Source organism: Croceicoccus mobilis (assembly GCF_001661965.1).
In the GTDB taxonomy this organism is placed as follows: Bacteria; Pseudomonadota; Alphaproteobacteria; order Sphingomonadales; family Sphingomonadaceae; genus Croceicoccus; species Croceicoccus mobilis.
The window spans coordinates 51,634-77,107 of record NZ_LYWZ01000023.1 but is presented as its reverse complement, the minus strand read 5'-3'; the positions used below and the strand labels follow the sequence as shown (position 1 = coordinate 77,107).

Sequence of the window (25,474 nt, the reverse complement as noted above, 5' to 3'; positions counted from 1 at the left end):
TTGGCCGGTTCGGCTTTGCTGGACGCCTTGCGAGATCACGATCCGCATGTGGCGGGCACTTTCCCGCTGGGTCTGGACCTGCGGAGTAGCGATATCGATCTGCTCTGTCATGCGCCCGATGGCGATGCGTTTGCGCGCTTGTTGTGGGGTGTTGCCAGCGGCTACCCCGATTTCACCATGCGGCAATGGACAGGCGGCACGCGGGCCGTGATCGCCAGCTTCACCATTGATGATCTGCCCTTCGAAATATTCGGCGATCCGCGTCCGGTGGAAAGCCAGGAAGGCTGGCTGCATTTCACTGTCGAGCAGCGATTGCTGGAACTGGGCGGTGATCGCTTTCATGCCGCGGTGATGGCTACCCGGCAGACGGGGGCAAAGACCGAGCCTGCATTCGCGCAGGTGCTGGGGGTCGAGGGTGATCCCTATGCGGCGCTGGCCGCTTTGTCCGCAAAGAGCGACGCGGTGCTGGGGCGGTTGCTGGCTACTGCCGGTTTCACCCCGCAGGCTGGATGAGGTCCCACTTGTTGCCGTAAAGATCGGCGAATACCGCGACCGTGCCATATGGTTGCTCTGCCGGTTCGCGCAGCACGCGCAAACCCTTGGCGCGCCAGTCGGCGAGGTCGCGGGCGATATCGTCGGTCTCAAGGAAAAAGCCGACGCGGCCGCCCGCCTGATGGCCGATTTGCGCTACCTGTTCTTCGCCCGACGCCCGTGCCAGCAGCAGCGAAGCGCCTGTCCCCGGCGATACCACGACCCAGCGTTTCTCCGCCGAAAGCCTTGTATCCTCGACCAGCGTGAACCCCAGAGTGCCGACGTAAAAGGCCAGCGCCTCGTCGTAATCGCGCACCAGCAAGGTCGCGAGGGCGAGGCGCCGGGCCATGGTCAGACGTCCGACTTGCCGAGCCAGTGCTCGTTCGCGGGCGGGATATAGCTGATGATGCGGTCGAGGAGGACTTCGGGGTCCTTTTCCACCAGCAGCATGGAACGGTGCTTGGGCTGGAGGAAGCCTTCCTCCACCACCTTGTCGATCAGTGTTTTGAGGCCATCGAAGATGTCGCCCACGTCCAGCAGACCTACCGGCTTGTCGTGATAGCCCAGCTGCGACCAGCACCATGCCTCGAACATTTCCTCGAACGTGCCGATGCCGCCGGGCAGGGTGACGAAACCATCGGCGAGGTTCGCCATCATCGCCTTGCGCTCGTGCATGGTCTTCACGACATGCAGCTCGGTGATGCCCTGGTGGTCGCGCTCGCGGGCGCGCAAAGCTTCGGGGATGACGCCGATGACTTCGCCGCCGGCACCGCAGACCGCATCGGCGATCACGCCCATCAGCCCGACCTTGCCCCCGCCATAGACGAGCCCGATGCCGCGCTTGGCCAGCAGCGTGCCGAATTCATGGGCGATTTCCGAATACACAGGAAGGCGGCCCGGCGAGGAGCCGAGGTAGACGCAAATTCTCATGGGGAGGATTACTTTCGCGAGAGGGAGGGGAGGGAGGGTATCAGGAAAGTCGTTCGGGGACCGATTGCGCTTCCTCGATAATGGCTTCGCGCGTGCCGACCGATTCCCACGGGAAGACGAACCAGCGCTTGTCTTCGGCCCGGTCGATCATGTCCGCCCACATGTCGACGCTTACGCTGGAGGACTGGTTGTTGATGACCACGGCGTAGCGCATGTTCGCCGTCTCGCAGCCGCCTTCGCCAAGCCGCTCGCGGATATAGGCTATGGTGCCGCCTGAATCGTTGATGTCGTCGACAAAGAGCATCTTGGTGCCCTCGGCGGTCATGCTCGCCACCCTGGCCAGCAGTTCGTCGGCGAAACCGGGCACTTTCGACGAATGGTCGATGGAAAGCATCGGTAGTTCCAGCTGATGCGAGATATAGACCGCAGGCACCAGCCCGCCGCGCCCCACGCCGATGATGAAATCGGGCTTCCAGTCGCCGTCTGCCACCTGCCGCGACAATTCGCGCACCTTGGCGAGGAAGTCCTCGTAATATTCGAGGTAGTGGAGTTGCGGTTCGCCCGTCTCCGTTGTGGACGTGTCGCTCATGCGATTGTCGCTCCTGCTGGCGGCGTGATCAGATTCGCCTCGCAGAGTATCGGCTGCGGCTGGCGGGGGCAATTTGCCGGGCTGCGGTTTTGCCCATCGCTCACTCTGGCAATGGGGCGGGCGGATAGGCGAGGCGGCTAAACCCGTTCTCGATCTCGCCCAGCACCATCGCCCCGGCGTACGACGGGGTGCGGGCAGAGGCGGTGCACAGCGCCAATGTCATCGGCCTGAGCAGCGGATCGGAAATGCGGGTGAAGGCAAGGAGGCCGCGCTGAAGTTCGGTCATCACATCCAGCGACGTCAATATGCCCACGCCTGCGCCCTGAAGCACCATGGAGGTGATGAACTGGATATTATCCGACGTGGCTTTCCTTTCCAGCGCGACATTGGTCGCCGCTTCCAGCACGGCGACCTGCTGCCATACGGCCAGCGGCTGCGACGGGGCGATCACCGGCTCGCCGACGCAGGTGGAGAAGCGCGCCTCTGCCAATCCGTCGAAACGGTGGCCGCGCGGAGTGATGAAACCCAGTTCGACGTCGACAAAGGCGCGCACGGTCAGGTCGCGATAGGAATTGGGTTCGAACAAAATGCCGAAATCGACATCGCCATCGGATATGGCGCGGCGCACGTCATCATTGCCCAGCACCCGCACGCCCACGGTGACGCCGGGATAGCGCTGCTGGATCTGGTGGATGGTCTCAGGGATGTAACCCTTGGCCAGCGCATCGATGATCGCGATTTCGACATGACCGCGTTTGAGGCCCTTCAGATCCTCGATCCGGGCGCGCAGGCTGCTCATCCCCTGCTGCCAGCCGATGCCCGATGGCATCATCATCTCGCCCGCCGCGGTCAGCTTCAGCCCGGTGGGGAGCCGTTCGAACAGCTTGGTGCCAAGCTCTGCCTCGACATTCAGGATCTGCCGGTCGATGGCAGAGGCGGAGACGTTCAGCTCATCGGCTGCCTTGCGGATCGAACCGAGGCGACCGACTGCGAGGAAATAGCGCAGGAAACGGGAAAAGGCGGGCATGGGGTGGTGCTCCGATCCGAAAAAGGGGGTGCGCTCATTTTTGCAACGATGCGTGGGATTCATTGCATTTGCGCGGGTAGAGTCAAGTGCCCTAGGAACGCCGCGGCCTTCGGCATCGCTCCCTCTCTGATGCCGGGTGCTTGCCGTGACCAGGGATTACAGGTTTCGCAGCGGGGGACGCGCTGCAGATGGGACTTATCATGGGGGTTCGGGCTTTGAGCGCGATAGCAGGGACTGATGCTGGCCAGCGGGTATTACCCGCGGCAGTCGCGCTTTGTCCGATTTCCATGATCTCCCTGGTCACGGCATCCTTTATTTCCGACACGACCGGCCAGACGCAGTGAGGCGTGCCATTGCCGCCCTTATGACCAGCGCGATGCTTGCCGTGCCCAGTGCCGCCATGGCCGACAGCGCGAGCGAGGCCGAGGCGGCGAAAGTCTTCGACACCATCCGCGAAGAACCGCAGATGCTGCGCATGTTCCTGCAGGCGATGCCCAAGGGTGCGGACCTGCACAATCACCTTTCCGGCACGCCATCGGCGGAAGACTACCTCGGCTGGGCTGCGGCAGAAGGCTATTGCGCCGATCCCGCTACGCTCGGTCTCGTCCCCGCTCCTTGCGAGGGCGCGGACAAGATCGGGCGCATCGCGGCGGAGCGGCCCTTCCTCTATGCCCGGCTCATCGACCGGCTTTCGACCCGCGGCTGGCAGGCCGGGGTGGATAGCGATGAGGTTACCGGGCACACGCAGTTCTTCAAGAGCTTCGACCTGTTCGGCATGGTCGCGCGTGACAACGTCGCGCCAATGATGATGGTCGCGCTGCGCACGGCGGCGGGCGACAATCTCACCTATCTCGAACTGATGCATAATCCGGTCGTGATGGGGCCCTATGTCATGGGCGCTTCCGCCGATCCGCTGGGGGAAGCGGATCTGGCGGCATGGCTCGACCGTGAGATCCCGGCAATCGCACCCCACATCGCCGCCGCGCGCAGCGAACTGGATGCCGAGGAAGCGGAGACGCGCACGGGGCTGGGCTGCGGCACGGAGGGTGCCGAGGCGGCCTGCGATGTCGCCATCCGCTATCTGGGCAGTGCACTTCGCGCCTTGCCGCCGCAGCAGGTGTTTCGCTCGCTGCTGTTCTCCTTTGCCCTGTCCGATGCCGATCCGCGTTTCGTTGGCGTGAATATCGTCATGCCCGAGGACTGGGCCGTGGCGATGCGCGACTATGACCTCCACATGGCGATGTTCCGCCTGCTGGAGGAACGCTACCCCGATGTGCATGTCACCATGCACGCCGGAGAGCTGGCGTTCGGGCTGGTCCCGCCTGCCGCGATGAAAGACCATATGGCCAAGGCTATCGCCAGCGGCGCCGAGCGTATCGGCCATGGCACCGGCATCGCCTATGAGGCTGACGCACCCGCGACTCTGGCCCGAATGGCGAGCGAGGGCATTGCGGTCGAGGTGAACCTGACCAGCAATGCCGTCATCCTTGGGGTCGAGGGGGATGAACATCCCATCGATCTTTATCGCAGCTTTGGCGTGCCGGTGACGCTTTCAACTGACGATCAGGGCATATTGCGCACCGATCTCACCGGCGAATACGAGCGCGCGGTCACAGAACACGGATTCGATTATGCCGCGATGAAGCAAGTTTCGCGCAATGGGTTGGAATACGCTTTCCTGCCCGGTACCAGCCTGTGGCGCGACGGCAACGTAGGGACGCCAATCGACGCGTGCAGCGCAACATTCGTATCTCGCATGTGCAAAACAGCATTAGCAAATAGCGAGAAGGCTCGCCTTCAACTCGCATTGGAGCAAGAATTCGAGGAATTCGAACGGTCGTCTGCGCGCTTTGCCGGCGCAGCATACGAAGCCGGGTCGGAGTAGAAAGAGGCGGCCGGGGACTAGGCTGCCGGAAATACCAGAGAACGCATCGCGGCAATGTATCGCAGGTGCGAGCACGTCCCGGGGAGGGGGCCTGCACAATCGGGCAACGGACATCAGGCCCGGCAGCAAGGGAAAAGACTTCCCCCTGCCGGTTTCATGGGGGACCCCAAAATGAATTTCACTGCGATCGAATTTGAAGGGAATAAGCGTCGGGGCAGCCGCATGCTGGCAGCTGCGGGCGCATTGCTGGCCTGCACCGCGCTGACCGTGCCGGCCATGGCGCAGGACGCGGAAGAGGAAGAGGAAACCGGCGAAATCGTCGTGACCGGCGCTTTGGGCGCTCTTCCGGTGCAGGACGTCGGCTCGGTCTTCGGTTTCGACAAGACGCTGGTGGAAACGCCGCGTTCGGCCTCGTCGATCAGCTCCGAGCAGATGGAGCGTTTCGGCATCACCGACATCTATGACCTGATGGCGCAGACGCCCGGCACCTTCACCAACTCGTTCTTCGGCGTCGGCGGCGCGCTCGACATTCGCGGCACTCCGGGCGAAGTCTATTTCCGCGGCGTGCGTCGTCTCGACAACCCCGGCAACTATCCCACCCCGATCGCCGCGGCAGAGCGCATCGACATCGTGCGCGGCCCCGCCTCGCCGATCTTCGGTCCGTCGAAGACCGGCGGCTACATGAACTTCGTGCCCAAATCGGGCCGCGCGCAGGGCGGCTCGTACCTCTCCAGCCCCGAGGGCGAAGTCTCGGTCACGACCGGCAGCTGGGAAAAGATGGTCCTGTCGGCCAATCTTCGCGGTCCGGGCAGCATCGGCGCCCAGGAGTTCGGCTACAGCCTTTATGCTGAAGTCGAGGATTCGGGTTCGTATTATCGCAACATGAGCACCAAGCAGACCATTCTGCAGGGCTCGTTCGATACCGACATCACGCCTGACCTGCGCCTTGAATTCGGCGGCATGTACCAGAACTACAAGGGCCAGCAGAACGGTGGCTGGAACCGCCTGACGCAGGACCTCGTCGACAACGGCACCTATATCACCGGTTCGGCGCAGCCCATCGACATGGATGGCGACGGCCAGCTTTCGCAGGGTGAGATCAATGCGGTGATCGATGGCGGCCTGTCGATCTTCGGCGGCTTTGGCTGCGGCAATTTCAGCCCGTTCGCAACCGCGTTCACCGATGAGTGCTTCACCTCGACCTATCCGGCACTGGCGCTGACCGACACCGGCACGACGAAGCTCAGCCGCCGGAACACGCTGACCGGCACGGACGACCGGCTCGATAACCGCTCGACCACGCTCTATGCCGATTTCATCTGGGAAGGTCCGGCCGACCTCGAGATCAAGAACCAGATGTTCTATGACAGCTACGAGAACTACAATACCAACGCCTACGGCTTCTCGCAGTTTCACGACAGCTATGTCTTTGAAAACAAGCTCGTCGTCGCGAAGAAGCTGATGACGGACATGGGGACGTTCTCGTTCCAGTTCTCGCCTTCGATCCGTTACACGGATTTCAAGCATGGCGAGGATTTCAACTACGAATATTTCCACCGCGTCGACCTGACCACGGGCTATACTCCGCTGTCGGATCGCCTGCTCTCGCTCGAATGCGACTGCAATTACACCAGCTATGTGTCGGGCAATTACACCGATTACGCGCTGGCCGGCCTTGCCGATTTCGATTTCGACTTCGGGCTCAACATCACGCTGGGCGCGCGTTACGACTGGCTGGACGGGGAATCCTATTACAACATCCCCAAGATGGAATCGGACCCGGGCTATGCGGGCGCCAAGGACAAGGACGGCGACTGGTCGTGGTCGGCCAGCGCGTCGTACAAGCTGCCCTTCGGCCTGATCCCCTATGTCACCGCCGCGCGTCAGTCGGTCGTGATCGCGGGCCAGGGCGCAGAGCTTGACCCCGACAACCTCGTTGCCGGTACCTGGCTGTCGGCCTCGAAGCTGTATGAAGGCGGCGTAAAGGGCAGCTGGCTGGGCGACACGCTCTATGCCGCCGTCTCAGTCTACAAGCAGGAGCGTACCGACTACTCCTCGCAGTCGATCACGGTGAACCAGGCCGTCGAGACCAAGGGCCTCGAAGCGGAATTCCGTTACTCGCCCACCGACAACCTGCTGCTGACCGGCGCCTATACGCGGACCAAGGTGTTCAACCTCACCGGTCTCAACGATGGCGTGTTGTTCAGCTTCTTCGGTATCGAAGACCTCGTGAACGTGTCGGATCCGACGCTGTATCTGGGCGGTCAGCCGATCGGCCTCGTCCCGATCAGCTCGAAGGCCGAAAGCCGCCGCGCCGGTATCCCGACGAACCTGTACTCGCTCACCGGCACGTACAAGTTCGACTTCGGCCTGGCCCTGAACGCCGCCGCTTCCTTCGTCGATTCGGTCTATTCGGGCCAGTCGCGCGCGGTGAAGCTGCCGGGCTATACGCTGGTGGACGTGGGCGCGACCTATGAAACCGGCCCGTGGCTGTTCCGCGTCGTCGTGAAGAACGCAACGAACGAGGATTACTTCCGCGCGAACTTCACCGAGCTGTTCGGCTCGACGATCGCCCTGCCTGAAAAGCCCCGCAGCTATCAGGCATCGCTCGTCTTCAAGTTCTGATGTTGATCCGGGCGCCGGGGCCATCACGGCTTCGGCGCCCGCTTTCGATGCGAAGGGCCCGCCCGCTCTTCGCATCACCAGCTTTCCCAAGGATGCGCTCATGAAGCGGCTTACCCGCGCCATCGCCGCCGCCGCGGCCCTCTTCGCCCTTACGACGCCCGCCTATGCCACGCCCGAAGAGGACGTGGCCAAGGTGCTCGAAACCTGCCAGCCCGCCGCCCCGTGCGAAACGCCGCTGCCGGTGAAGATGGTCATCGTCTCGCTGTTCGAGATCGGCGATGACGAAGGCGATGTCGCGGGCGAGTTCCAGCTGTGGCGGGAACGCCGCGGGCTCGATACGCGCATTCCTTTCCCGCAGTCGTTCCACGACCTCTACTATAATCCCGAAACGCAGGTGCTGGGCATGGTGACCGGCATCGGCACCGCGCGCTCCACCTCCGCCACCATGGCGCTGGGCCTCGATGACCGTTTCGACCTGACGCAAAGCTATTGGCTGGTCGCCGGCATCGCCGGGATCGACCCCGAAGACGCATCCATCGGCAGCGCCGCATGGGCGCGCTATCTGGTCGATGGCGACCTCGCACACGAAATCGATCCGCGTGAAATTCCGGCCGACTGGAAGTTCGGCTATTTCCCGCGCCACACCAAGGGGCCCAATGACCGCACCACACCTGTCGATCCTTCGGGTGGAGAGATGTTCCAGGTGAACCCTTCGCTCGTCGCTTGGGCCTATGAGCTGACCAAGGACATCGAGCTTCCCGACGACGAGGCCATCGCCGAAGAGCGCTCCCACTACACCGGCTATCCCAATGCGCAGAAGCCGCCTTTCGTGCTGGAGGGCGAGCAGCTTGCCGCCATGACCTTCTGGCACGGCAAGCTGATGACCGACTGGGCCAATGAGTGGGTCGATTACTGGACCGAAGGGAAGGGTGAATTCGTGACCTCCGCGATGGAGGATACAGGCGTGATGACCGCGATGACTTACCTCGATCGCGTTGGCCGTGCCGACAAGGACCGCATGCTGGTGCTGCGCGCAGGCAGCAATTTCACCATGCCCCCGCCGGGCGTGGATGCCGCGACCTACCTGCTGGGTGAAAACGAGGGCTATGCCGGGCTGAAGGCATCGGTCGAGAGCCTGTATATCGTCGGCTCGAAAGTGGTCGATACGATCCTTTCCGATTGGGACCATTACGCCGAGAACACGCCCTGAGGGGGACCGCGTGCCGCTGACGATCATTCGCGGGGCGACGCTGGCCTGCATGGACGATGCCCGCCGGGAGATCGCGGATGGCGTGCTGCTGGTGCGCGATGGCGTGATCGCGGGCGTTGGCGGCGCGGATGATTTCGCCAAAGAGATCGCGAGCGCGGACGAGGTGATCGAGGCTTCGGGCTGTGTCGTCACCCCCGGCCTCGTCAACACGCACCACCATCTCTACCAGAGCCTGACGCGCGCCGTGCCGGGTGCCGAAAGCGCATCGCTGTTCGGCTGGCTCAAGCGTCTCTATCCGATCTGGGCGGCCTATACGCCCGATGACGTGTTCGCAGCCGTGCAACTGGGCCTGGCCGAACTCGCCCTGTCGGGCTGCACGATGAGCAGCGACCATCATTATATCTACGCCGACGGGGTGACGCTGGACGACACGATCCATGCCGCCGCCGGGACCGGCATGCGCTTTCACGCCACACGCGGTTCGATGAGCTTGGGCGAGAGCGACGGCGGCCTGCCGCCCGATTCCGTGGTGGAGGACGAGGACGCGATCCTTGCCGACACGATCCGCGTGATCGACCGGTTTCACGACGGGTCCGATGGGGCCATGCTGCGCGTCGCGGTCGCGCCCTGTTCGCCGTTTTCGGTGACGCGCGAGCTGATGCGCGAATCCGCCCTGCTGGCGCGTGACAAGGGCGTGATGCTGCACACCCATCTGGCCGAGGACGCGGATGATGTTCGCTACTCGATTGAAAAATTCGGCTGCCGTCCGGGTGAATATGCCCAAGAGCTGGGCTGGACAGGCGATGATGTCTGGCACGCCCATTGCGTGCAACTGGACGCTGACGAAATCGCCCTGTTCGCCCGCACGAAAACCGGCGTGGCGCATTGTCCGTGTTCCAATTGCCGCCTTGGCTCCGGGATCGCGCCGGTGCGGGCGATGTGCGATGCGGGTGTGCCGGTGGGTTTAGGCGTCGATGGCAGCGCCAGCAATGACAGCGGCAATCTGCTGCAAGAGGCGCGGCAGGCCATGCTGTTGCAGCGCGTGGAGAATGGTGCCGACCGCTTCGACCCGCGAGAGGCGCTGTGGCTGGCGACACGCGGCGGGGCGCAGGTTCTGGGACGCTATGACTGCGGATCGCTGGAGGTCGGCAAGCGTGCCGATCTCGCCGTCTGGGACATGGGCGGCGTCGATACGGCAGGCGCATGGGACCCGATCGCCGCGCTCGCCCTCTGCCCGCCGCCAAAGGCGCGCGACGTCATGGTGGAGGGGCGCTGGACGGTCCGCTCCGGTCATCTGGCGCAGGTGGACGCAGAGGCCATTGTGAAAGCCGCCAACAGATCCCGCGCCCGCCTGATGGAGATGTTCTGAATGAGCGATTTCGCCCAGACGCTGGAGGAGGGCGGCACCCCGCCCTCGGCCAAGGATTATCGCGGCATAATGTCGCCCGAACAGGCGCGCGATCCCGAATATTTCCCCGGCCTCGCCATCGCGGTGCCGCTGGGCATCCAGCATGTGTTGGCGATGTTCGTGTCAAACCTTGCGCCTGCGATCATTGTCGCGGGTGCGGCAGGGTTCGGGTACGGGTCGGACGATCCATCGCCGATGATCTACATGATCCAGATGGCAATGCTGTTCGCAGGGATCGCCACGCTGTTCCAGACGATCGGCGCAGGGCCAATGGGCGCGCGCCTGCCGATCGTGCAAGGGACGAGCTTTGCCTTCCTGCCCATCATGATCCCCATTGTCGCGGGGCAGGGCGTGGCGGGCATGGCGGCGCTGACTACGGGGGCATTGTTTGGCGGGCTCTTCCACATGTCGCTGTCATTGGTGGTCGGGAAGATACGCTTTGCGCTGCCGCCCTTGGTGACGGGGTTGGTGGTGCTGATGATCGGCCTCTCGCTGATGCGGGTGGGGGTGCAATATGCTGCTGGCGGACTGCCGGCGGACCGGCCTGATTATGGCGCGGGGATCGGCTGGATGCTGGCAGGGACGGTGGCCTTCGTGACGCTGGGCCTGTGCTTTTTCGCGCGCGGCATCTGGGCGACGGCGGCGGTGCTGATCGGGTTGATCGCGGGCTATGGCGTGGCGGCATTACTTGGCCGGGTGTCGCTCGATCCCGTGGCGCAGGTCGGCTGGGTGGCGTTGCCCGATCCGTTTCGTTTCGGCTTTGCCATTTCGGCGTCGGCCATCCTCGGTTTCTGCCTGATGGGAGTCGTTTCGGCCATCGAAACGGTGGGCGACGTTTCCGGCATTTGCGAAGGCGGTGCGGGGCGCGAGGCAACTGACAAGGAGCTTTCAGGCGCGACCATGGCCGATGGCTTCGGCACGGCCCTCGCCGCGATTTTCGGGGCATTGCCCAATACCAGCTTCAGCCAGAACGTCGGCCTTATCGCGATTACCGGGGTGATGAGCCGCCATGTCGTCACCGTGGGCGCGGTGTTCCTGATCATTGCGGGCTTCGTGCCGAAGATCGGCGCGCTCGTTACCACCATCCCGATCGAGGTGCTGGGCGGCGGGGTCATCGTGATGTTCGGCATGGTCGCCTCTGCGGCGCTGTCGATCCTGCAATCGGTGACTTGGAGCCAGCGCAACATGCTCATCTTCGGCATTGCGCTGTCGGTGTCGCTGGGCTTGCAGCTTGAGCCTGCGGCGCTGTCCCATGCGGGAGAGACATGGGGCGTGCTGCTGGGATCGGGAGTGCTGCCCGCTGCCGTGATCGCGGTGGTGCTGAACCTGATCGTGCCGGGGCGCGAGGCTTAGCCTACCATTCACGGGCAGCGGTAATCGGCTCTGTCAGGCGCAGGACTGCCGCATCGGCATCCAGTTCGACCATGCCGCCGCTGGGCAGGGACACTTGCGCGCGGACATGACCGATATTCGCGCCCGTCACGACCGGCACGCCAAGGCTGCCCAGATGTTCGGCATAGATCTGCGGCAGGGTCAGGCCGGTATAGCCTTCGACATCGGCGCGGCAATTGGTGCACTGGCCAAAGATTACGCCCGACACCTGCCCCAGCACGCCTGCCAGCGCCAGCTGCGTCAGCATGCGGTCGATGCGGTATTCGTCCTCGCCCACATCCTCCAGAAACAGGATCGCACCGGTGAAATCGGGCAGCCATTTGGTGCCCATCAATGTCGATAGCACCGTCAGATTGCCGCCCAGCAGTCGCCCGCGGGCCTTGCCCGGCGACAGCGTGACAGGCGGCGCGCTTCCTTCGCGCTTTAGCGCGATGGTCGGGGTTTCTGCGGCAAAGGCCAGGCGCCAGAAGCTTTCCCAACTGGGATTGGGCCAGCTCGATGCGCCATTGGGGGCGTGCAGCGTGGCAAATCCTGCCCGCCTCGCAATGGCAAGGTGCAGGGCGGTGATGTCGGAAAAGCCGATCAGCAGCTTGGGATGGGCGCGCACCGCTTCCCAATCCACCAGCGGCAGCATGCGCGCGCTGCCCCAGCCGCCGCGCACGGCGAAGATGGCGCGTACTTGCGGGTCGGCGACCATGGCGTTGTAATCGGCGGCGCGCTGCGCATCGGTTCCCGCCAGATAGCCGTGCCGCGCTTCCACATTGGCGCCGACCTTTGGCACCAGTCCCATGCCGCGAATGGTGTAAAGCACCCGCTCGATCCCGGCGGGATCGTCGAGATGGCTGGCCGGTTCGATCACGCCCACCACATCGCCGGGGCGCAGGGGCAGGGGTTTTAGGGGCAGGGGTTTTGCCGGATTTGCGCGCGGCAGCGCAGGGATCGGCAGCGCCAATGCGCCCCCGACAAGGGCCGCGCCCAATGCTGCGCGGCGGGTCAGCACCGTCAGGCGGCGCGGTCCTCTAGCGCGCCGCGGTCGAGAATCACGACTTCGCGGCGCGAGGGAAGGTCTATCAGCCCTTCGTTCTTCATACGGGTGAACTGGCGGCTCACCGTCTCGATCGTCAGGCCCAGCACATCGGCGATCTGCTGGCGCGAGAGCGGCAGGGTCAGGGCCGCGCCATTGTCAGTGGCACTGTTCACGCCCAGTCGGTCGACCATTTCAAGCAGGAAGGCGGCCAGCTTCTGCTCCGCGTTCATGCGGCCAAGCAGCAGCATCCAGCGGCGCGTGCGATCAAGCTCTGCCAGCGTGCGTTCGAGCAGGCGATGTTCGAGCCGCGGATGTTCGCGGGCGAAACGGTCGAAATCGCGGCGCTCGAACACGCAGACCTGCGCCTCGGTCAGCGCCTCCACGCCATAAGGCGTGGTCTCGCCAAAGGGGCGGCCAAGGAAATCGGACGGATAGGTCAGACCCAAAATCTGTTCGCGCCCGTCGGACGTCTGGGTCGAGAGCTTGAGCACGCCATCAATCACATTGGCGACCAAAACCGCTTCATCGCCTTCCCACAATAGCTGTTCGCCCGGTGCCAGCGTACGGCGGCGACCGATGGTGTTGAGAAGGTCGATTTCCTGATTTTCGAGATCGGCGCAAATCGCCCGATTGCGGATGGCGCAAGTATCACAAAAATGGCGCGTGCGCTGTTGGGTCGAGGCCGTCATGCCCGCTGCCTTAGCTGCAAGTGCGAAATATTTCCAGCCAAAGGCGGTGAAATCGGCCTATTTCAGGGCATAGACAAAGGTCGCAAAAGCATTAACCGAGCAAGCTTTTGAAACGGCGCGAACTATTCATCCAGCTCTTTGAAACGACCATAGCCGCCGCGGAAGAAAAGCAGTGGCCCGACGTCACGTTCGGTCGTCAGGTTGATCACGCGGCCCAGCACGATGAAATGATCGCCCGCATCGATCTCTGCGTCGATGGCGCATTCGATATAGGCGACCACGTCATCCAGCACCGGCATGCCGTTTTCCGTAAGCCGATGGGCAACATCGTGGAACTTGTCCTCACGCCGGCTGGCGATGCGGCCGCACAGGTCCAGCTGGTCCTCGCCCAATACGTTGACGCAAAACTGCCCGCATTCGCGCACCTGTGGCCAGCTGCCCGAACCCTTGCCGATATAGAACGCGACCAGCGGCGGATCCAGCGAGACCGAGCCGAACGAGCCGACGACGATGCCCACCGCGCCGTTGCTGGCATGGCTGGCGGTGATGACGCAGACTCCGGTGGGATAATTGCCCAGCACATCGCGGAAATGCGCGGGGTCGATCTCTACATCCACATTCGGTCCGTCCTGCGGCATCTTTGCTCCTGTTGGCCTGTCGTCGCTGGCGGTCTAGCGGCTCTCATTCGGTGGTGCCAGCCCCGGCGCGCTGCATGTGCGCTTTTCTTGACGGGCCGGGCAGGCTAGGCGCTTTTTCCATGATCCTTTCCCTCTCGTTGCGCCGCTTCCTGGCCCTTTTGTTCGCGGTTCCCCTGCTGGCCTGTTCGGGCGGTGCCAGCGATGACGGTAAACATGGGGGGCCCGTCGTGCTGGCGGCAGCATCCATGCATGACGCGCTGGAAGAGGCCGCGGATGAATGGGCAGGCCAGGGGCATGCGCGGCCCGTCCTCTCCTTTGCGGCAAGTTCGGCCATGGCCCGCCAGATCGAGGCGGGAGCGCCCGCGGATATGTTCGTGTCTGCCGACGAGGCATGGATGGACGAGTTGGAGGAGGGCGGTTTCATCCGGGATGGCAGCCGCGCGGTGATGGCGACCAATGCGCTGGTGCTGATCGGGCCGTCCGATGGCTCGTTGACGCTCGATCCTGTATCGGGGTTCGATCTGGCCGATGCGCTGCATGGTGGACGACTGGCCGTGGCGGAAACCGAGAGCGTGCCCGCAGGCCGCTATGCAAAGGCTGCGTTGAGCCAGCTGGGTGTCTGGGACAGCGTGAAAGACAGGCTGGCTCCTGCCGAGAATGTGCGTGCCGCGCTGCTGCTGGTCGCGCGCGGGGCCGCGCCTTTGGGCGTGACCTATGCGACCGATGCCGCATCCGAACCCAGGGTGCGCGTTGTCGGCACGTTCCCGGCGCACAGCCATCCTGCCATCCGCTATCCGGTGGCCATGGTGGCGACGTCGAAAGCGGCGGAGGCGGCGGATTTCCGCGATTACCTGCTGTCGGATGCCGGGCAGGCCGTGCTGGCCGGCCATGGCTTCGGCCCGGCTGAGCAGGCTGCGCACGACTGATGCTTTCGCCGACCGAATGGCAGATCGTCGCGCTTTCGCTGAAGGTCAGCGTGGTGGCGATCGCCTGCGTGCTGCCGCTGGCGTTCGCCCTGGCATGGGTGCTGGCCCGGAAACGCTTTCCCGGCATGCTGCTGCTCGATGCGCTGGTGCATTTGCCGCTGGTGCTGCCGCCGGTGGTCACGGGCTGGCTGCTGCTGCTTTCGTTCGGGCCGAGGGGACCGGTGGGGCGGCTGTTGAATGATGCTTTCGGGCTGGCGTTCTCGTTCCACTGGACAGGGGCGGCGCTGGCGGCGGCGGTCATGGCGCTGCCTTTGATGGTGCGGGCGATCCGCTTGTCGATAGAGGCGATCGACACGCGGCTGGAAAGCGCGGCGCGCACATTGGGCGCAGGGCCGTGGGAGGCGTTTCGCCGCGTGACCCTGCCTTTGGCCGCGCCGGGAGTGCTGGCCGCGCTGGTGCTGGGGTTCGCGCGATCCATTGGCGAGTTCGGCGCGACGATCACCTTTGCCGCGAATATTCCGGGCGAAACGCGCACCCTGCCGCTGGGCATCTACACCGCACTGCAAGTGCCGGGCGGCGAGACGCAGGTCACGCGGCTGGCGCTGGTGTCGGTGGCGTTGTCGCTGGGCGCGCTGGTGGTGTCGGAATGGCTGGCGCGGCGGGGCGCTGCGGGTGAGCGAAAGGGCCATGTGCTGTGAGCGTTTTCGATATCGACATCACGGTGAAACGGCCCGGCAGGCGGATCGCTTTGTCGCTGCAGGCAGATGAATCCGTGGTCGCCATCACCGGCCCGTCTGGCATCGGCAAGACCAGCGTTCTGGACGCGATCGCGGGATTGCTGCGCCCGCTGGAGGGACGCATCGCGGTCGCCGGGCGCGTTTTGTTCGATCGGGCATCGGGCATCGACCTGAAACCCGAGGAGCGCGGCTGCGGCTATGTGTTTCAGGACAGCCGCCTGTTTCCGCATCTGACGGTCGAACAGAACCTGACCTTCGGCCTGCGCCATGCGGAAGGGGAGGCGCTGACGACGCTGGCGGAATGCGCGGACCTGCTTGGCATCGCGCATTTGCTGGCGCGGCGGCCGCGTGCGTTGTCGGGTGGTGAGACGCGGCGCATCGCCATTGGGCGGGCTTTGCTGCGCGGGCCGCGGTTCCTTTTGCTGGACGAGCCGCTGGCCTCGCTGGACGATGACCGCCGCGAGGGGATCTTGCAGGTGATAGAGCGGATACGCGACCGCTTTGCCCTGCCGATGCTTTATGTCAGCCACAACCCCGAAGAGGTGCGGCGACTGGCTGGCAAAGCGGTCGCGCTATGATCTAAGCAGCCCGGTTTCAGGCCGCCCGGTTTCAGTCCGCCCAGTATCAGGCAGCAATGCGGTAAGGCTCGATCTCGCCTGCGAGATAGAGCTTCTTCGCCTTCGCGCGGCTCAATTTGCCCGACGAAGTGCGCGGCAGCGTGCGCGGCGGGACCAGTTCGACGACGCAGTTCATGCCGGTGATCGAACGCACCTTGTCGCGGATCTGGTCGTGCAGCTTCACGCGCTCCACCGGATCGGAAATGCGGCAATGGACCAGCACGGCCGGGACTTCCTCGCCATTATCCGACTGCACGGCAAAGGCGGCAATGTCGCCCTGGTGGAAACCGGGAAGCTGTTCGACGGCCCACTCGATATCCTGCGGCCAATGGTTCTTGCCATTGATGATGATCATGTCCTTCGCACGGCCGACGATGAACAGATAGCCATCGGCCATATAGCCCATGTCGCCTGTATCCAGCCATCCGCCGACAAGGCACGCCTCGGTCGATTCGGGATCGCGGAAATAGGAGTGCATGACGCTGGGGCCCGCGCACCAGACCTTGCCGATCATGTGGTCGGACAGGACATGCCCGTCCTCGCCCCGGATCTCGACATCCATGTCGCGCACGGGCTTGCCGCAATTGACGATGGCGCGATAGCGGGCCGGACGCGACAGGTCGCGCGGCACGCCCGACAGGCGCTCTTCCTCGACCAGTTCGACCCTGATCCCTTCGCCCGGCGGCATGATGGTGACAGCCAGCGTCGCTTCGGCAAGGCCGTAGCTGGGGGTGAAGGCATTGGCCTTGAAACCCGCATCGGCGAATGCGTCGACGAAATTCTGCATGACATCGGGGCGGATCATGTCTGCGCCATTGCCCGCAAGCCGCCACCGCGCGAGGTCGAAGCGTTCCGAAACGTTCGACTGGCTGGAGATGCGGCGTGCGCAAATGTCATAGCCGAAGGTCGGCGAGTAGGAGATCGAATCCCCCTCGTTGCGGCTGATCAGGTCGAGCCATGCGAGCGGGCGGCGGGCGAAATCCTCGGTCTTGAGATAGTCGCCCGAGACCTGGTTCGCGATCAGCGACAGGAAGCAGCCGACAAGGCCCATGTCATGATACCAAGGCAGCCAGCTGATGCAGCGGTCCTGGTCCTTGAGCTGCATGCCGTGCGAGTGCGCGGCAAGGTTCGACAGCAGCGCGGTATGCGTAACCGCGACGCCATGCGGGAAACGGGTCGAGCCGGAGGAATACTGCAGATAGCAGATATCATCGCCCGACAGCTTCGGCAGTTCGCAATCAGACACTTCGCGCTCGCCAAATGCGTCCCAGTCCAGCGCCTCGCAGCCCTGACGTTCGCAGGCGGCTTCGGCCATCGTCGAAATCTCACCGGGGAAGAACAGCATTTTCGGATCGGAGCTGGAAAGCTGGACCGCGAGCTGGTCGATATAGCTTTCCTTGCCGCCAAAGCTGGTGGGCAGCGGCAGCGGCACCGGCCACGCGCCGGCATAGACCGCGCCGCAGAACAGGGCCGCGAATTCGGTCCCGGTTTCGGCGATCAGCGCGATGCGATCACCTGGCTTTACGCCATGGTCGATCAGGCGGCGCGCCGTATCCAGCGCATCGGTGCGCAGTTCGGAAAAGGGATAGGGGCGCACGAGCCGGCCGCGCGCATCGTGGAAATTCAGCCCACGCTGTCCGGTCGCGGCATAATCGAGCGCGTCGGCAAAGGTCTCGAAATCGGCAAAACGGCGCGGCAGCGCGTCCGCATTGGGGGTAGGCCGAATCTCGGTGGCAGCGAGGGCTTCCTCGGCCCGCTGGGGGGTCTCGGTCATGATACTGTCGCTTTTCCCGTTCAAACTTCAGTTCCGGCGATCCACAGGGGGACCGCCCAAATTCCAGACATGCGTTTCAGTGCACGGTCCGATCCATGACCGGCCATGAAGCGCGCTGCCTAGCCCATCGCCCGCTGAACGCCGCGTGAAGACACGGCAAGAAATACGAGGCGATACATTCGGGCAGGACAGGTTTCGGTCCGTCTCCCCACGGGTAGATCTGCGCAGGATGAGAGGCATTGGCTCACTCCCCTTGTTTTGCAACCCGTGAAGCATTGCCGCCATTAACGATCTATCGGCTTATTCTTCCGGGGTCGTTCCCATTGTTACCGGAGTGTGGCACGATTAAGGCGTCATGACAGCGGATGAGGGCCATTATCCACGAACAAATCGCCGCGCAAGGGGGCGAAAGCCGCTCGATTCGGCTTCGTTGGAGGAGATGGCGCTGAATTACGTCGCGCGTTTCGCCACCACGGCAAAGGCGCTGGAACGCTATTGCCGGCGCAAAATCCGCGAACACGAATGGGCCGAAGGTGAGGCTTTGCCGGACATCGACGCGCTGGTCGCCCGCTTTGTCGAGCATGGCTATGTGAATGATGCCGTGTTCGCGCGGGCCAGGACCGGCGGCCTTTTGCGCCGCGGGTATGGCGAGCGGCGGATCAATGCCGCACTCGACCAGGCGGGCGTGGATTGGGATGACCGACGCGAAATCGGCGAATTCGAAGCACGCAGCGCCGCGCTTCGCATGGCGCAGAAAAAGGGTTTCGGACCATTCGCCGCATCGGGCGAGCCGCCTGCCGAGCGGGCTTTGCGCGAAAAGCAGATCGCATCCATGTTGCGCGCCGGACATGCACTGGACAGTGCGCGCGAATTGGTCAATGCCGCCAGCCAGGAAATTGCGCTGGAGTGGGCCGAGGAAATGCGCCCGCAAGAGCCTGACGAGGAATACTGGACGTGATCTCATTGAAAACGGGTGCTTTCCCGCTGGCTGTGGCCGGCTCGATGCTGCTGGGGCTTGGCGCATCCGCCTGCACCCAGGCCGAAGCGCCCGCCACCAGCGCGGCTGAGGCCGAGGCATCTGTCATCCACCCGGTTTCCGGCCTCCCGGTCGTGCCCCTCACCATCACCAGCGGGGGCAAGGACATTCTTTTCGACGTCGAATATACCACTGACGCCAAGTCCGAGATGAAGGGGCTGATGTTCCGCCAGTCGCTTGGGCCGAACGAGGGTATGATCTTCCCGAACGAGGTGATGAGCCCGGGCGCACCGCCCGCGCCGCGCAGCTTCTGGATGAAGAACACGGTCATTCCGCTCGACCTGATCTTCATCGCCCCTGATTCGACGATCGAGAGCATCGCCGCCAACGCCGAGCCCTATTCGCTCGATCCCATCGCTTCCCAAGGCGCGGTGATCGGCGTGCTGGAAATTGCAGGCGGCCGCGCGGCAGAGCTGGGGCTGCAGCCGGGCGACAAGATCGCATGGGAAAAGCCGTAAGGCGCGACCGGAGGCAAAACGCCCTTTTTACGGCATTGCAGCAGCGGCCCGCACGGGCTAACGGGACTTCACGATGAATATTCTCTCCAAGATCTTCACCTGGTGGGACGGCGCCACCATCGGAACCCACCTCTTTAGCTGGAAGAACGGCGAGGAAGTCGGCCACGATGCTGCCGGCAACCGCTATTTCCGGGGCAAGAAGCCCAATGCGCAAGGGGCAGAGCACCGCTGGGTGATCTATGCCGGCTCCAACGATGCCAGCAATGTGCCGGCCGAATGGCACGGCTGGCTGCACGGCGCGGGTGAGGGCGTTCCCGAAAGCAACCTGCCGCCGCCGCGCATCTGGGAATCGGATTACACCCCCAATGCCACCGGCAGCATGGCCGCCTATCGCCCCAAGGGTGCGCTGGAGCAGGGCGGTGTGCGCGCCCGTGCCACCGGCGATTACGAAGCCTGGTCGCCGGACCAGTGATTTTCTCGCGCTCGCTGACAGGCTGGCTGCTGGCAGGCGGCCTGCTGGCGCTGTCGGCCTGCGGGCCGAGCGAGGAGGCTGCACCCGAAGGCGAGGTTGCAGCGACCGATGATGGCGTCGATACGCAGGCTCCCGCGATCGCCGCGCAGGCCGAGAACGAGACCATCGCCGCAGGTGACGAAGCCGCCGCCGATGCAGAGGATTTGCCGCAGGGCACGCCGCTTGAAGATCGCGTCGCGACGCTGGGCCTTCTCAACAAGCGCAATAATGTCACCGTCGACATCGAGCTGAAGCCCGGAGAGCAGACGCAGGTCGATAATGTCATCGTCAAGCTCGCCACTTGCGAGCGGCGCCCGCCGTGGGACCCTGAGCCCGAGACGGGTGCGTTCGTGCAGGTTTCGATCCGTGACGCCGGACGCGATGACGATGCGCCGTTCCAGCAGATCTTCTCGGGCTGGCTGTTCAAGAACAGCCCGTCACTCAACGTGGTCGAACATCCGATCTATGACGTCTGGGTAAAGGACTGCGCGATGACCTTCCCCGGCGAGGAAGAGCCCTCGATCAGCGAGTGAAATCCTTCGGGCAGGGTTGAGAACGGCGCGAGGCTGGACGGGCGCATCGCCTTTGCCAACAGTTCCAGATATTCGGATTGCGGCATGGCTACGGCACCCATGCGGCCCAGATGGCCGGTCATGAACTGGCAGTCGAGCAGCTCCAGCCGCGAGGCGCGCATGGCCGCGACCAGATAGCATAGAGCCACCTTGCTGGCATCGCTGGCGGTGCTGAACATCGATTCGCCGCAGAACGCGCGCGCAAAGCCCACGCCATATAGTCCGCCCACCATTACGGGTCCGCCATCGCCCTGCTGCCACACCTCGATCGAATGGGCTCGCCCCAGCGAATGGAGCAGGCGATAGCTTGCGGCGATCCGGTGGCTGATCCAGCTTTCGGAGCCATCGTCGATGCCGTCCTCCTGCATGGTCGGGCGGCGCGGGGCGGCGCAGGCCTCGACCACCTCGGCAAAGGCGGCGTTGCAGGTGACGTGGAAGCGGCCCGACTTCAAAACCTTCTTCAAGCTGCGCGAGACATGGAGGCCATCGAGGGGAATGATCGCCCTCTCGCGCGGCTCGATCCAGACGACCGAGGGATCGTCGCGCGATTCGGCCATCGGGAAGATGCCGCTCCTGTAGGCGAGCATCAGCAGGTCCGGGTCGATCACGTCCTGCGCATCGGAGGGGCGGCTTCGATTGCTCATTTCAGGCGGTATCATGCCATTTTCACGCGCTTTCGTCGACAGGCTGCACGCGTTTGGATCGAGAGGCTTGTCAGGGCGCAAAACACTCTATAGAGGGCCAGCTTCCTGCAGGGGTGTAGCTCAGCTGGTAGAGCATCGGTCTCCAAAACCGAGGGCCACGGGTTCGAATCCTGTCACCCCTGCCATTTCCTTCCAGCATCGATCCGACAAGCCGCGTCCAGCCGCGCTGCGGCCCGTTTGCGGGCTCCGCATAGACTAATGGCGGCAGCCTGGGTGGGCTACCGCCATCGGGATCGGTCGAGGGAGTTCCAGATATTCATGGGGACCGGCACTTCTTTGACCGGGCGGGCGGGCCGGGCCAGGGAGACAGTGCGGTCACGGATTCCAAAACCTCGTCATCGCGAAGCGGTTCCCGGCGGGACGCGCTTTTTTCGCGATGGGGCGGAAGAATTTCTCCAACCGACTGACTCGACGCCAATAAAATTCGGGCGCAACCAATGAAAACGCCCCGAAGCCGCGTGGCCTCGGGGCGTTTTGCAGTCTTGCTGCCGGAGCCGGGCGTTTAGTCCGCCCTTGTCTCCGAGCTGCTGGCGTTGTCGACATGGTCGTTGCCGGCGTCCTTGTGGCCCTTGGCCAGCTTGAACACCACGCCCGACAATGCGGCCAGCGCAATCAGGTTCGGCAGCGCCATCGTCGCGTTCGAGATGTCGCCCAGCCGCCAGACCAGCTGCGAAGGCTGGGTGGCCGAGAACCAGATCGCCACGCACCACAGCACGCGCCAGATGATGTGCAGGATCTTTTCACCGCCCGGGGTCGAACCCGGGAAACGGTCGTAGATGAAGGTGATCGCGCGCTCGCCATAATAGCTCCAGGTGAGGAGCGTGGTGAACACGAACAGCATCAGCGCCACCGAAGCGACCAGCGTGCCCAGCGGGACATTGCCGATCAGGAACGGGAAGGCCGCCGCAAAGGCCGCGCTGGTGGTGACGAAGCCCGACTGGGCGGTCGTGCCGAGGTCCGACTGCCAGACATGCTTCACCGCTTCGCCTTCGAAGGAGAAGGGGCCTTCGACGGTCAGGATGACCAGCGCCGTCATGGTGCAGATCACGATGGTGTCGATGAAGGTGCCCATCATCGCCATGCGGCCCTGAAGCTGCGGATCGTCGGTCTGCGCCACGGCGTGGGCGATCGGGGTCGAACCCTGCCCGCTTTCGTTCGAGAACAGGCCGCGGGCGACGCCGGCGCGGATCGCCATGATGATCGCTGCACCTGCGAAACCGCCGCTGGCCGACTGCATGTTGAATGCGCCTGCGAAGATGCGGCTGAAGGTTTCGGGGATGTCGGCGATGTTGATGAAGATCGCGATCAGCGCCATCGTGATATAGGCCGCGGCCATGAAGGGCACGACCTTTTCGGCGATCGAGCCAATCGACTTGATGCCGCCGATGATGACGACGAACACCGCGATGGCGACGATCAGGCCGCCCAGCCAGCGTTCGATGCCGAACAGTTCCTGCAGGCCGCTCGCCACTTCGTTCGACTGGATCGAGTTACCGGTGACAAGGCCCGAGAACAGCGTGCCGATACAGAAGATGATGGCAAGCCACGTCCATTTGGGGCCGAGGCCCTGCATGATGTAGCTCATCGGACCGCCGCGCCAGTGGCCTTCCACCGTCTTTTCGCGGTAGCGGATGGCAAGCGCACCTTCGGCAAAGCCCAGTGCCATGCCGATCAGGGCGGTAATCCACATCCAGAACACCGCGCCCGGACCGCCCAGCGCGATCGCGGTGGCGACGCCTGCAAGGTTGCCGGTGCCGACCTGGCCCGACAATGCGGTGGAGAGAGCGGCGAACGGGCTGATCTCACCCTCGCCCTTGCCCTTGCGGCTGGAGAACAGGCCCATGAAGGCGCTGCCCAGCTTCAGGATCGGATAGCCGCGAAGGCCGATCATCAGGTACAGACCCACGCCCAAAAGCATGAAGGTCATCGGGAGCAGCGGGACGCCGAAAGGCAGGTAGACCTGCTCTCCGTACCATGTTCCGCCCCAGATGAAATCCGAGATGTTCGTTACGTGATCGAGCAGGCTTGTCGCCGGCATCTCTGCGCTCATATTCGAAGAGTTCCCCAGTCCGTCATGACAGATTGGTTGCAATGGCTACCTGCTGCAGTGCCGCATGACCAGCATCAATTGCGGCAACTTCCACCGAAGTTAGATCGCGTTCAGGTCAAATCGTCCGAATTGCGACAAATCGTGCGAGTGGCGGCGGGGTGAAGCTATAGCGTGAAGCTATATGCATACCCTTGCACATGGCTGCGTGCGGGGCTATGTGCGCCGGTGTTTCCAGTCATCGGGATACTTAAACGCCGTCTCCGACCCCGGTTGGAGCGGCGATGAGCCGATGGCGAAAAAGCTTTTGAAGAACAGGAATCGATTCATGGCGAAGACGCCCGAGCCCAAGCAGGCCGCCCCTGCGAAGAGCGCGCCCGCGAAAAAGAAGACCTCGCCCGCCGAGTTCATCAATCAGGTCCGGGCCGAAGGCTCGAAGGTCGTCTGGCCCACCTGGGGCGAGACTGCGCAGACCTCGATCTTCGTCGGCATCATGGTGCTGATCCTGTCGCTGTTCTTCCTGGGCATCGACACCGCGTTCGGTGCCATCATGCAGTGGCTGCTCTCGCTCGCCTGAGCGGCCCTTATCGAAATTCACGCGCCGGCGCGGTCCGGCGGCACAAGAGAGTTGAAGGAAGACCCATGGCCCGCTGGTACATCATCCACGCGTACTCCGGTTTCGAAAACAAGGTGAAGGAAGCCATCCTCGCCGAGGCTGAGCGCACCGGGCTGGAAGCGCTGGTCGAGCAGGTCGAGGTGCCGTCCGAGACCATCACCGAGGTGAAGCGCGGCAAGAAGGTGCAGACCGAGCGCAAGACCATGCCGGGTTATGTTCTGGCGAAGCTCGCCATGAACGACGATGTCTATCACCTTGTGAAGAACACGCCCAAGGTGACCGGCTTCCTTGGCAACAACAACAAGCCGCAGCCGATTTCGGAGCGTGAGGCAGCCCGCTATTTCGGTGCCCGCGACGAAGCCGCCGCCGCGCCCAAGCGCGAAGTCAGCGTCGATTACGAGATCGGCGATTCGGTCAAGGTCCTCGACGGTCCCTTCGCCAGCTTCAACGGCGTGGTGGAAGAGCTCGACTTCGACAAGAACAAGGTCAAGGTCTCGGTCTCGATCTTTGGCCGCGCGACCCCGGTCGAGCTGGACTTCGAGCAGGTCGAACTGGTCAAGTAAGCCAATACCGGCACTGGACGGTGGCGCGGGTCCGGCGGGCGCGCTAAGCCACCGTCCATGCCTGATTCTGCTCCTGACAAATCTCGTATCTGGACCGCGGCGCTTCTCGTCATTGGTGACGAGATCCTGTCGGGCCGCACCCATGACAAGAATATCGCGCAGGTCGCGAGCTGGCTGCAGGTGCAGGGCATCCGGCTGAAGGAAGTGCGCGTCGTCGCCGATGACATGGATGCCATTGTCGAGGCGGTGAACATATTGCGCGCGCGGAGCGACTATCTCTTCACCACGGGCGGGATCGGCCCGACGCATGACGACATCACGGTCGATGCTGTGTCCGCCGCCATGGGGCTGGATGTCATCATTCACCCCGAAGCGCGCGCGATCCTCGAGGCATATTATGAAACGCGCGGCGGCGTGAACGATGCGCGCTTGCGCATGGCGCGGACGCCCGATGGCGCATCGTTAATTCCCAATCGCTATTCCGGTGCGCCCGGTATCCGCATCGAAAATGTCTTCCTGATGGCGGGCGTCCCCAATATCACCGCAGGCATGCTCGATGCGCTGACCGGCACGCTGGAGGGCGGTGCGCCTGTGCTGTCGGAAACCGTCGGCTGCTGGGTCGGCGAGAGCGAGGTGGCCGACCTGCTGCGCGAATGTGAACAGGCGCATGAAGGGGTGCAGATCGGCAGCTATCCCTTTTTCCGTGAGGGGCAGGTCGGCGCCAATTTCGTCGTGCGCGCCACCGATCCCGATCTGCTGGCAAGCTGTGTCCATGCCCTGTGCGAGGGGTTGGGCGAACAGGGGCGGACCTTCACGCCGGGCGGAATCTGATCGCGCGCATCGCGGATCGATACCGATACAAACTGATGCGGTTCGTTCATCTGGCTGCAAGCTGGCTAGGCCTAGCCCGAGGGCAGGGGACATCGACGACTGCCGTCGAGGATTGCATGCGCCCTGATGAG

At 63.7% G+C, this 25,474-nt stretch carries 26 protein-coding genes and 1 tRNA gene; 17 read left to right on the top strand and 10 right to left on the bottom strand.

The window, feature by feature from the left end; genetic code table 11:
- On the top strand, positions 1 to 513 hold the full coding sequence (locus tag A9D13_RS12450; RefSeq protein WP_229665437.1) for a DUF4269 domain-containing protein: 513 nt from the start codon (positions 1 to 3) through the stop codon (positions 511 to 513).
- Here A9D13_RS12450 and A9D13_RS12445 read toward each other — a convergent pair.
- From A9D13_RS12445 to A9D13_RS12430, 4 genes are all read right to left on the bottom strand, one after another.
- A complete protein-coding gene (locus tag A9D13_RS12445) occupies positions 494 to 880 on the bottom strand; it encodes a VOC family protein (protein ID WP_066774244.1) in 387 nt (128 codons plus the stop codon). The two genes, A9D13_RS12450 and A9D13_RS12445, sit on opposite strands and share 20 nt — an antisense overlap.
- 2 nt (positions 881 to 882) lie before the next feature.
- Positions 883 to 1,461 (bottom strand): LOG family protein, encoded by a 579-nt coding sequence (locus tag A9D13_RS12440; protein ID WP_066774242.1) that lies wholly within the window; start codon positions 1,459 to 1,461, stop codon positions 883 to 885.
- A 40-nt stretch (positions 1,462 to 1,501) separates the two neighbouring features.
- Entirely contained in the window at positions 1,502 to 2,050 is a 549-nt protein-coding gene (locus A9D13_RS12435) for a phosphoribosyltransferase (RefSeq protein WP_066774240.1), read from the bottom strand.
- A 100-nt stretch (positions 2,051 to 2,150) separates the two neighbouring features.
- Complete coding sequence (locus A9D13_RS12430) at positions 2,151 to 3,077, bottom strand: LysR family transcriptional regulator (RefSeq protein ID WP_066774644.1); 927 nt, start codon at positions 3,075 to 3,077, stop codon at positions 2,151 to 2,153.
- Between the two features lie 364 nt (positions 3,078 to 3,441).
- On the opposite strand from A9D13_RS12430, the gene A9D13_RS12425 reads away from it, so the two are divergent.
- From A9D13_RS12425 to A9D13_RS12405, 5 genes are all read left to right on the top strand, one after another.
- Complete coding sequence (locus A9D13_RS12425) at positions 3,442 to 4,962, top strand: adenosine deaminase family protein (protein ID WP_082922374.1); 1,521 nt, start codon at positions 3,442 to 3,444, stop codon at positions 4,960 to 4,962.
- Positions 4,963 to 5,133: 171 nt separating this feature from the next.
- On the top strand, positions 5,134 to 7,587 hold the full coding sequence (locus A9D13_RS12420) for a TonB-dependent siderophore receptor (protein ID WP_172808170.1): 2,454 nt from the start codon (positions 5,134 to 5,136) through the stop codon (positions 7,585 to 7,587).
- 100 nt (positions 7,588 to 7,687) lie between these two features.
- Positions 7,688 to 8,797, top strand: coding sequence for a purine nucleoside permease (locus A9D13_RS12415; RefSeq protein WP_066774236.1), 1,110 nt, complete (start codon positions 7,688 to 7,690; stop codon positions 8,795 to 8,797).
- Positions 8,798 to 8,807: 10 nt separating this feature from the next.
- Complete coding sequence (locus tag A9D13_RS12410; protein ID WP_156522049.1) at positions 8,808 to 10,166, top strand: 8-oxoguanine deaminase; 1,359 nt, start codon at positions 8,808 to 8,810, stop codon at positions 10,164 to 10,166.
- Positions 10,167 to 11,558 carry a uracil-xanthine permease family protein gene (locus tag A9D13_RS12405; protein ID WP_229665435.1) on the top strand — a complete coding sequence of 464 codons (1,392 nt, stop codon included), beginning with the start codon at positions 10,167 to 10,169 and terminating at the stop codon, positions 11,556 to 11,558.
- A gap of 1 nt (position 11,559) precedes the next feature.
- On the opposite strand, the gene A9D13_RS12400 is transcribed toward A9D13_RS12405, so the two are convergent.
- From A9D13_RS12400 to A9D13_RS12390, 3 genes are all read right to left on the bottom strand, one after another.
- Positions 11,560 to 12,597 carry a S66 peptidase family protein gene (locus tag A9D13_RS12400; RefSeq protein WP_156522048.1) on the bottom strand — a complete coding sequence of 346 codons (1,038 nt, stop codon included), beginning with the start codon at positions 12,595 to 12,597 and terminating at the stop codon, positions 11,560 to 11,562.
- 2 nt (positions 12,598 to 12,599) lie between these two features.
- Positions 12,600 to 13,313, bottom strand: coding sequence for a Crp/Fnr family transcriptional regulator (locus tag A9D13_RS12395; RefSeq protein ID WP_066774232.1), 714 nt, complete (start codon positions 13,311 to 13,313; stop codon positions 12,600 to 12,602).
- 122 nt (positions 13,314 to 13,435) lie between these two features.
- Positions 13,436 to 13,951, bottom strand: a complete 516-nt coding sequence (locus A9D13_RS12390; RefSeq protein WP_066774231.1) for a flavin reductase family protein — start codon at positions 13,949 to 13,951, stop codon at positions 13,436 to 13,438.
- Positions 13,952 to 14,070: 119 nt separating this feature from the next.
- Between A9D13_RS12390 and modA the strand changes: the two genes are divergently transcribed.
- Genes modA through A9D13_RS12375 form a run of 3 tightly spaced genes read left to right on the top strand, consistent with a single transcriptional unit; the run spans position 14,071 to position 16,192 of the window.
- Positions 14,071 to 14,877: a molybdate ABC transporter substrate-binding protein gene (gene modA / locus A9D13_RS12385; RefSeq protein ID WP_066774229.1), complete on the top strand. Its 807-nt coding sequence runs from the start codon at positions 14,071 to 14,073 to the stop codon at positions 14,875 to 14,877.
- On the top strand, positions 14,877 to 15,575 hold the full coding sequence (modB, locus tag A9D13_RS12380) for a molybdate ABC transporter permease subunit (RefSeq protein WP_082922371.1): 699 nt from the start codon (positions 14,877 to 14,879) through the stop codon (positions 15,573 to 15,575). Before modA ends, modB begins: the two co-directional genes overlap by 1 nt.
- A complete protein-coding gene (locus tag A9D13_RS12375) occupies positions 15,572 to 16,192 on the top strand; it encodes an ATP-binding cassette domain-containing protein (RefSeq protein WP_066774224.1) in 621 nt (206 codons plus the stop codon). The genes modB and A9D13_RS12375 overlap by 4 nt, the downstream gene beginning before the upstream one ends.
- A 46-nt stretch (positions 16,193 to 16,238) precedes the next feature.
- Here A9D13_RS12375 and A9D13_RS12370 read toward each other — a convergent pair whose 3' ends face one another.
- Positions 16,239 to 18,005: a fatty acyl-AMP ligase gene (locus tag A9D13_RS12370; RefSeq protein WP_066774633.1), complete on the bottom strand. Its 1,767-nt coding sequence runs from the start codon at positions 18,003 to 18,005 to the stop codon at positions 16,239 to 16,241.
- A 439-nt stretch (positions 18,006 to 18,444) separates the two neighbouring features.
- Between A9D13_RS12370 and A9D13_RS12365 the strand changes: the two genes are divergently transcribed.
- The 4 genes from A9D13_RS12365 to A9D13_RS12350 all read left to right on the top strand — a co-directional run bounded on the left by A9D13_RS12365 (position 18,445) and on the right by A9D13_RS12350 (position 20,543).
- Positions 18,445 to 18,963: a regulatory protein RecX gene (locus A9D13_RS12365; protein ID WP_229665432.1), complete on the top strand. Its 519-nt coding sequence runs from the start codon at positions 18,445 to 18,447 to the stop codon at positions 18,961 to 18,963.
- A complete protein-coding gene (locus A9D13_RS12360) occupies positions 18,960 to 19,499 on the top strand; it encodes a DUF192 domain-containing protein (protein WP_229665429.1) in 540 nt (179 codons plus the stop codon). The genes A9D13_RS12365 and A9D13_RS12360 overlap by 4 nt, the downstream gene beginning before the upstream one ends.
- A 73-nt stretch (positions 19,500 to 19,572) precedes the next feature.
- The gene (locus tag A9D13_RS12355; protein ID WP_066774220.1) at positions 19,573 to 19,971 is read left to right on the top strand and encodes an NADH:ubiquinone oxidoreductase subunit NDUFA12; all 399 of its coding nucleotides are present in this window, start codon (positions 19,573 to 19,575) and stop codon (positions 19,969 to 19,971) included.
- Positions 19,968 to 20,543 (top strand): DUF2155 domain-containing protein, encoded by a 576-nt coding sequence (locus A9D13_RS12350; protein ID WP_066774218.1) that lies wholly within the window; start codon positions 19,968 to 19,970, stop codon positions 20,541 to 20,543. Before A9D13_RS12355 ends, A9D13_RS12350 begins: the two co-directional genes overlap by 4 nt.
- Here the strand turns inward: A9D13_RS12350 and aat are convergent.
- Positions 20,474 to 21,226, bottom strand: a complete 753-nt coding sequence (gene aat, locus A9D13_RS12345) for a leucyl/phenylalanyl-tRNA--protein transferase (RefSeq protein WP_172808169.1) — start codon at positions 21,224 to 21,226, stop codon at positions 20,474 to 20,476. The genes A9D13_RS12350 and aat overlap by 70 nt on opposite strands.
- A 109-nt stretch (positions 21,227 to 21,335) precedes the next feature.
- Between aat and A9D13_RS12340 the strand changes: the two genes are divergently transcribed.
- Positions 21,336 to 21,411, top strand: a tRNA-Trp gene (locus A9D13_RS12340).
- A gap of 377 nt (positions 21,412 to 21,788) precedes the next feature.
- On the opposite strand, the gene A9D13_RS12335 is transcribed toward A9D13_RS12340, so the two are convergent.
- Positions 21,789 to 23,336, bottom strand: coding sequence for an alanine/glycine:cation symporter family protein (locus A9D13_RS12335; protein ID WP_066774216.1), 1,548 nt, complete (start codon positions 23,334 to 23,336; stop codon positions 21,789 to 21,791).
- A gap of 325 nt (positions 23,337 to 23,661) precedes the next feature.
- Here A9D13_RS12335 and secE point away from each other — a divergent pair, with 325 nt between their 5' ends.
- From secE to A9D13_RS12320, 3 genes are all read left to right on the top strand, one after another.
- Complete coding sequence (gene secE / locus A9D13_RS12330; RefSeq protein WP_066774213.1) at positions 23,662 to 23,910, top strand: preprotein translocase subunit SecE; 249 nt, start codon at positions 23,662 to 23,664, stop codon at positions 23,908 to 23,910.
- A gap of 65 nt (positions 23,911 to 23,975) precedes the next feature.
- The gene (gene nusG, locus A9D13_RS12325; protein ID WP_066774211.1) at positions 23,976 to 24,512 is read left to right on the top strand and encodes a transcription termination/antitermination protein NusG; all 537 of its coding nucleotides are present in this window, start codon (positions 23,976 to 23,978) and stop codon (positions 24,510 to 24,512) included.
- A gap of 57 nt (positions 24,513 to 24,569) precedes the next feature.
- Complete coding sequence (locus tag A9D13_RS12320; RefSeq protein ID WP_066774209.1) at positions 24,570 to 25,343, top strand: competence/damage-inducible protein A; 774 nt, start codon at positions 24,570 to 24,572, stop codon at positions 25,341 to 25,343.
- Positions 25,344 to 25,474: the final 131 nt, after the last annotated feature.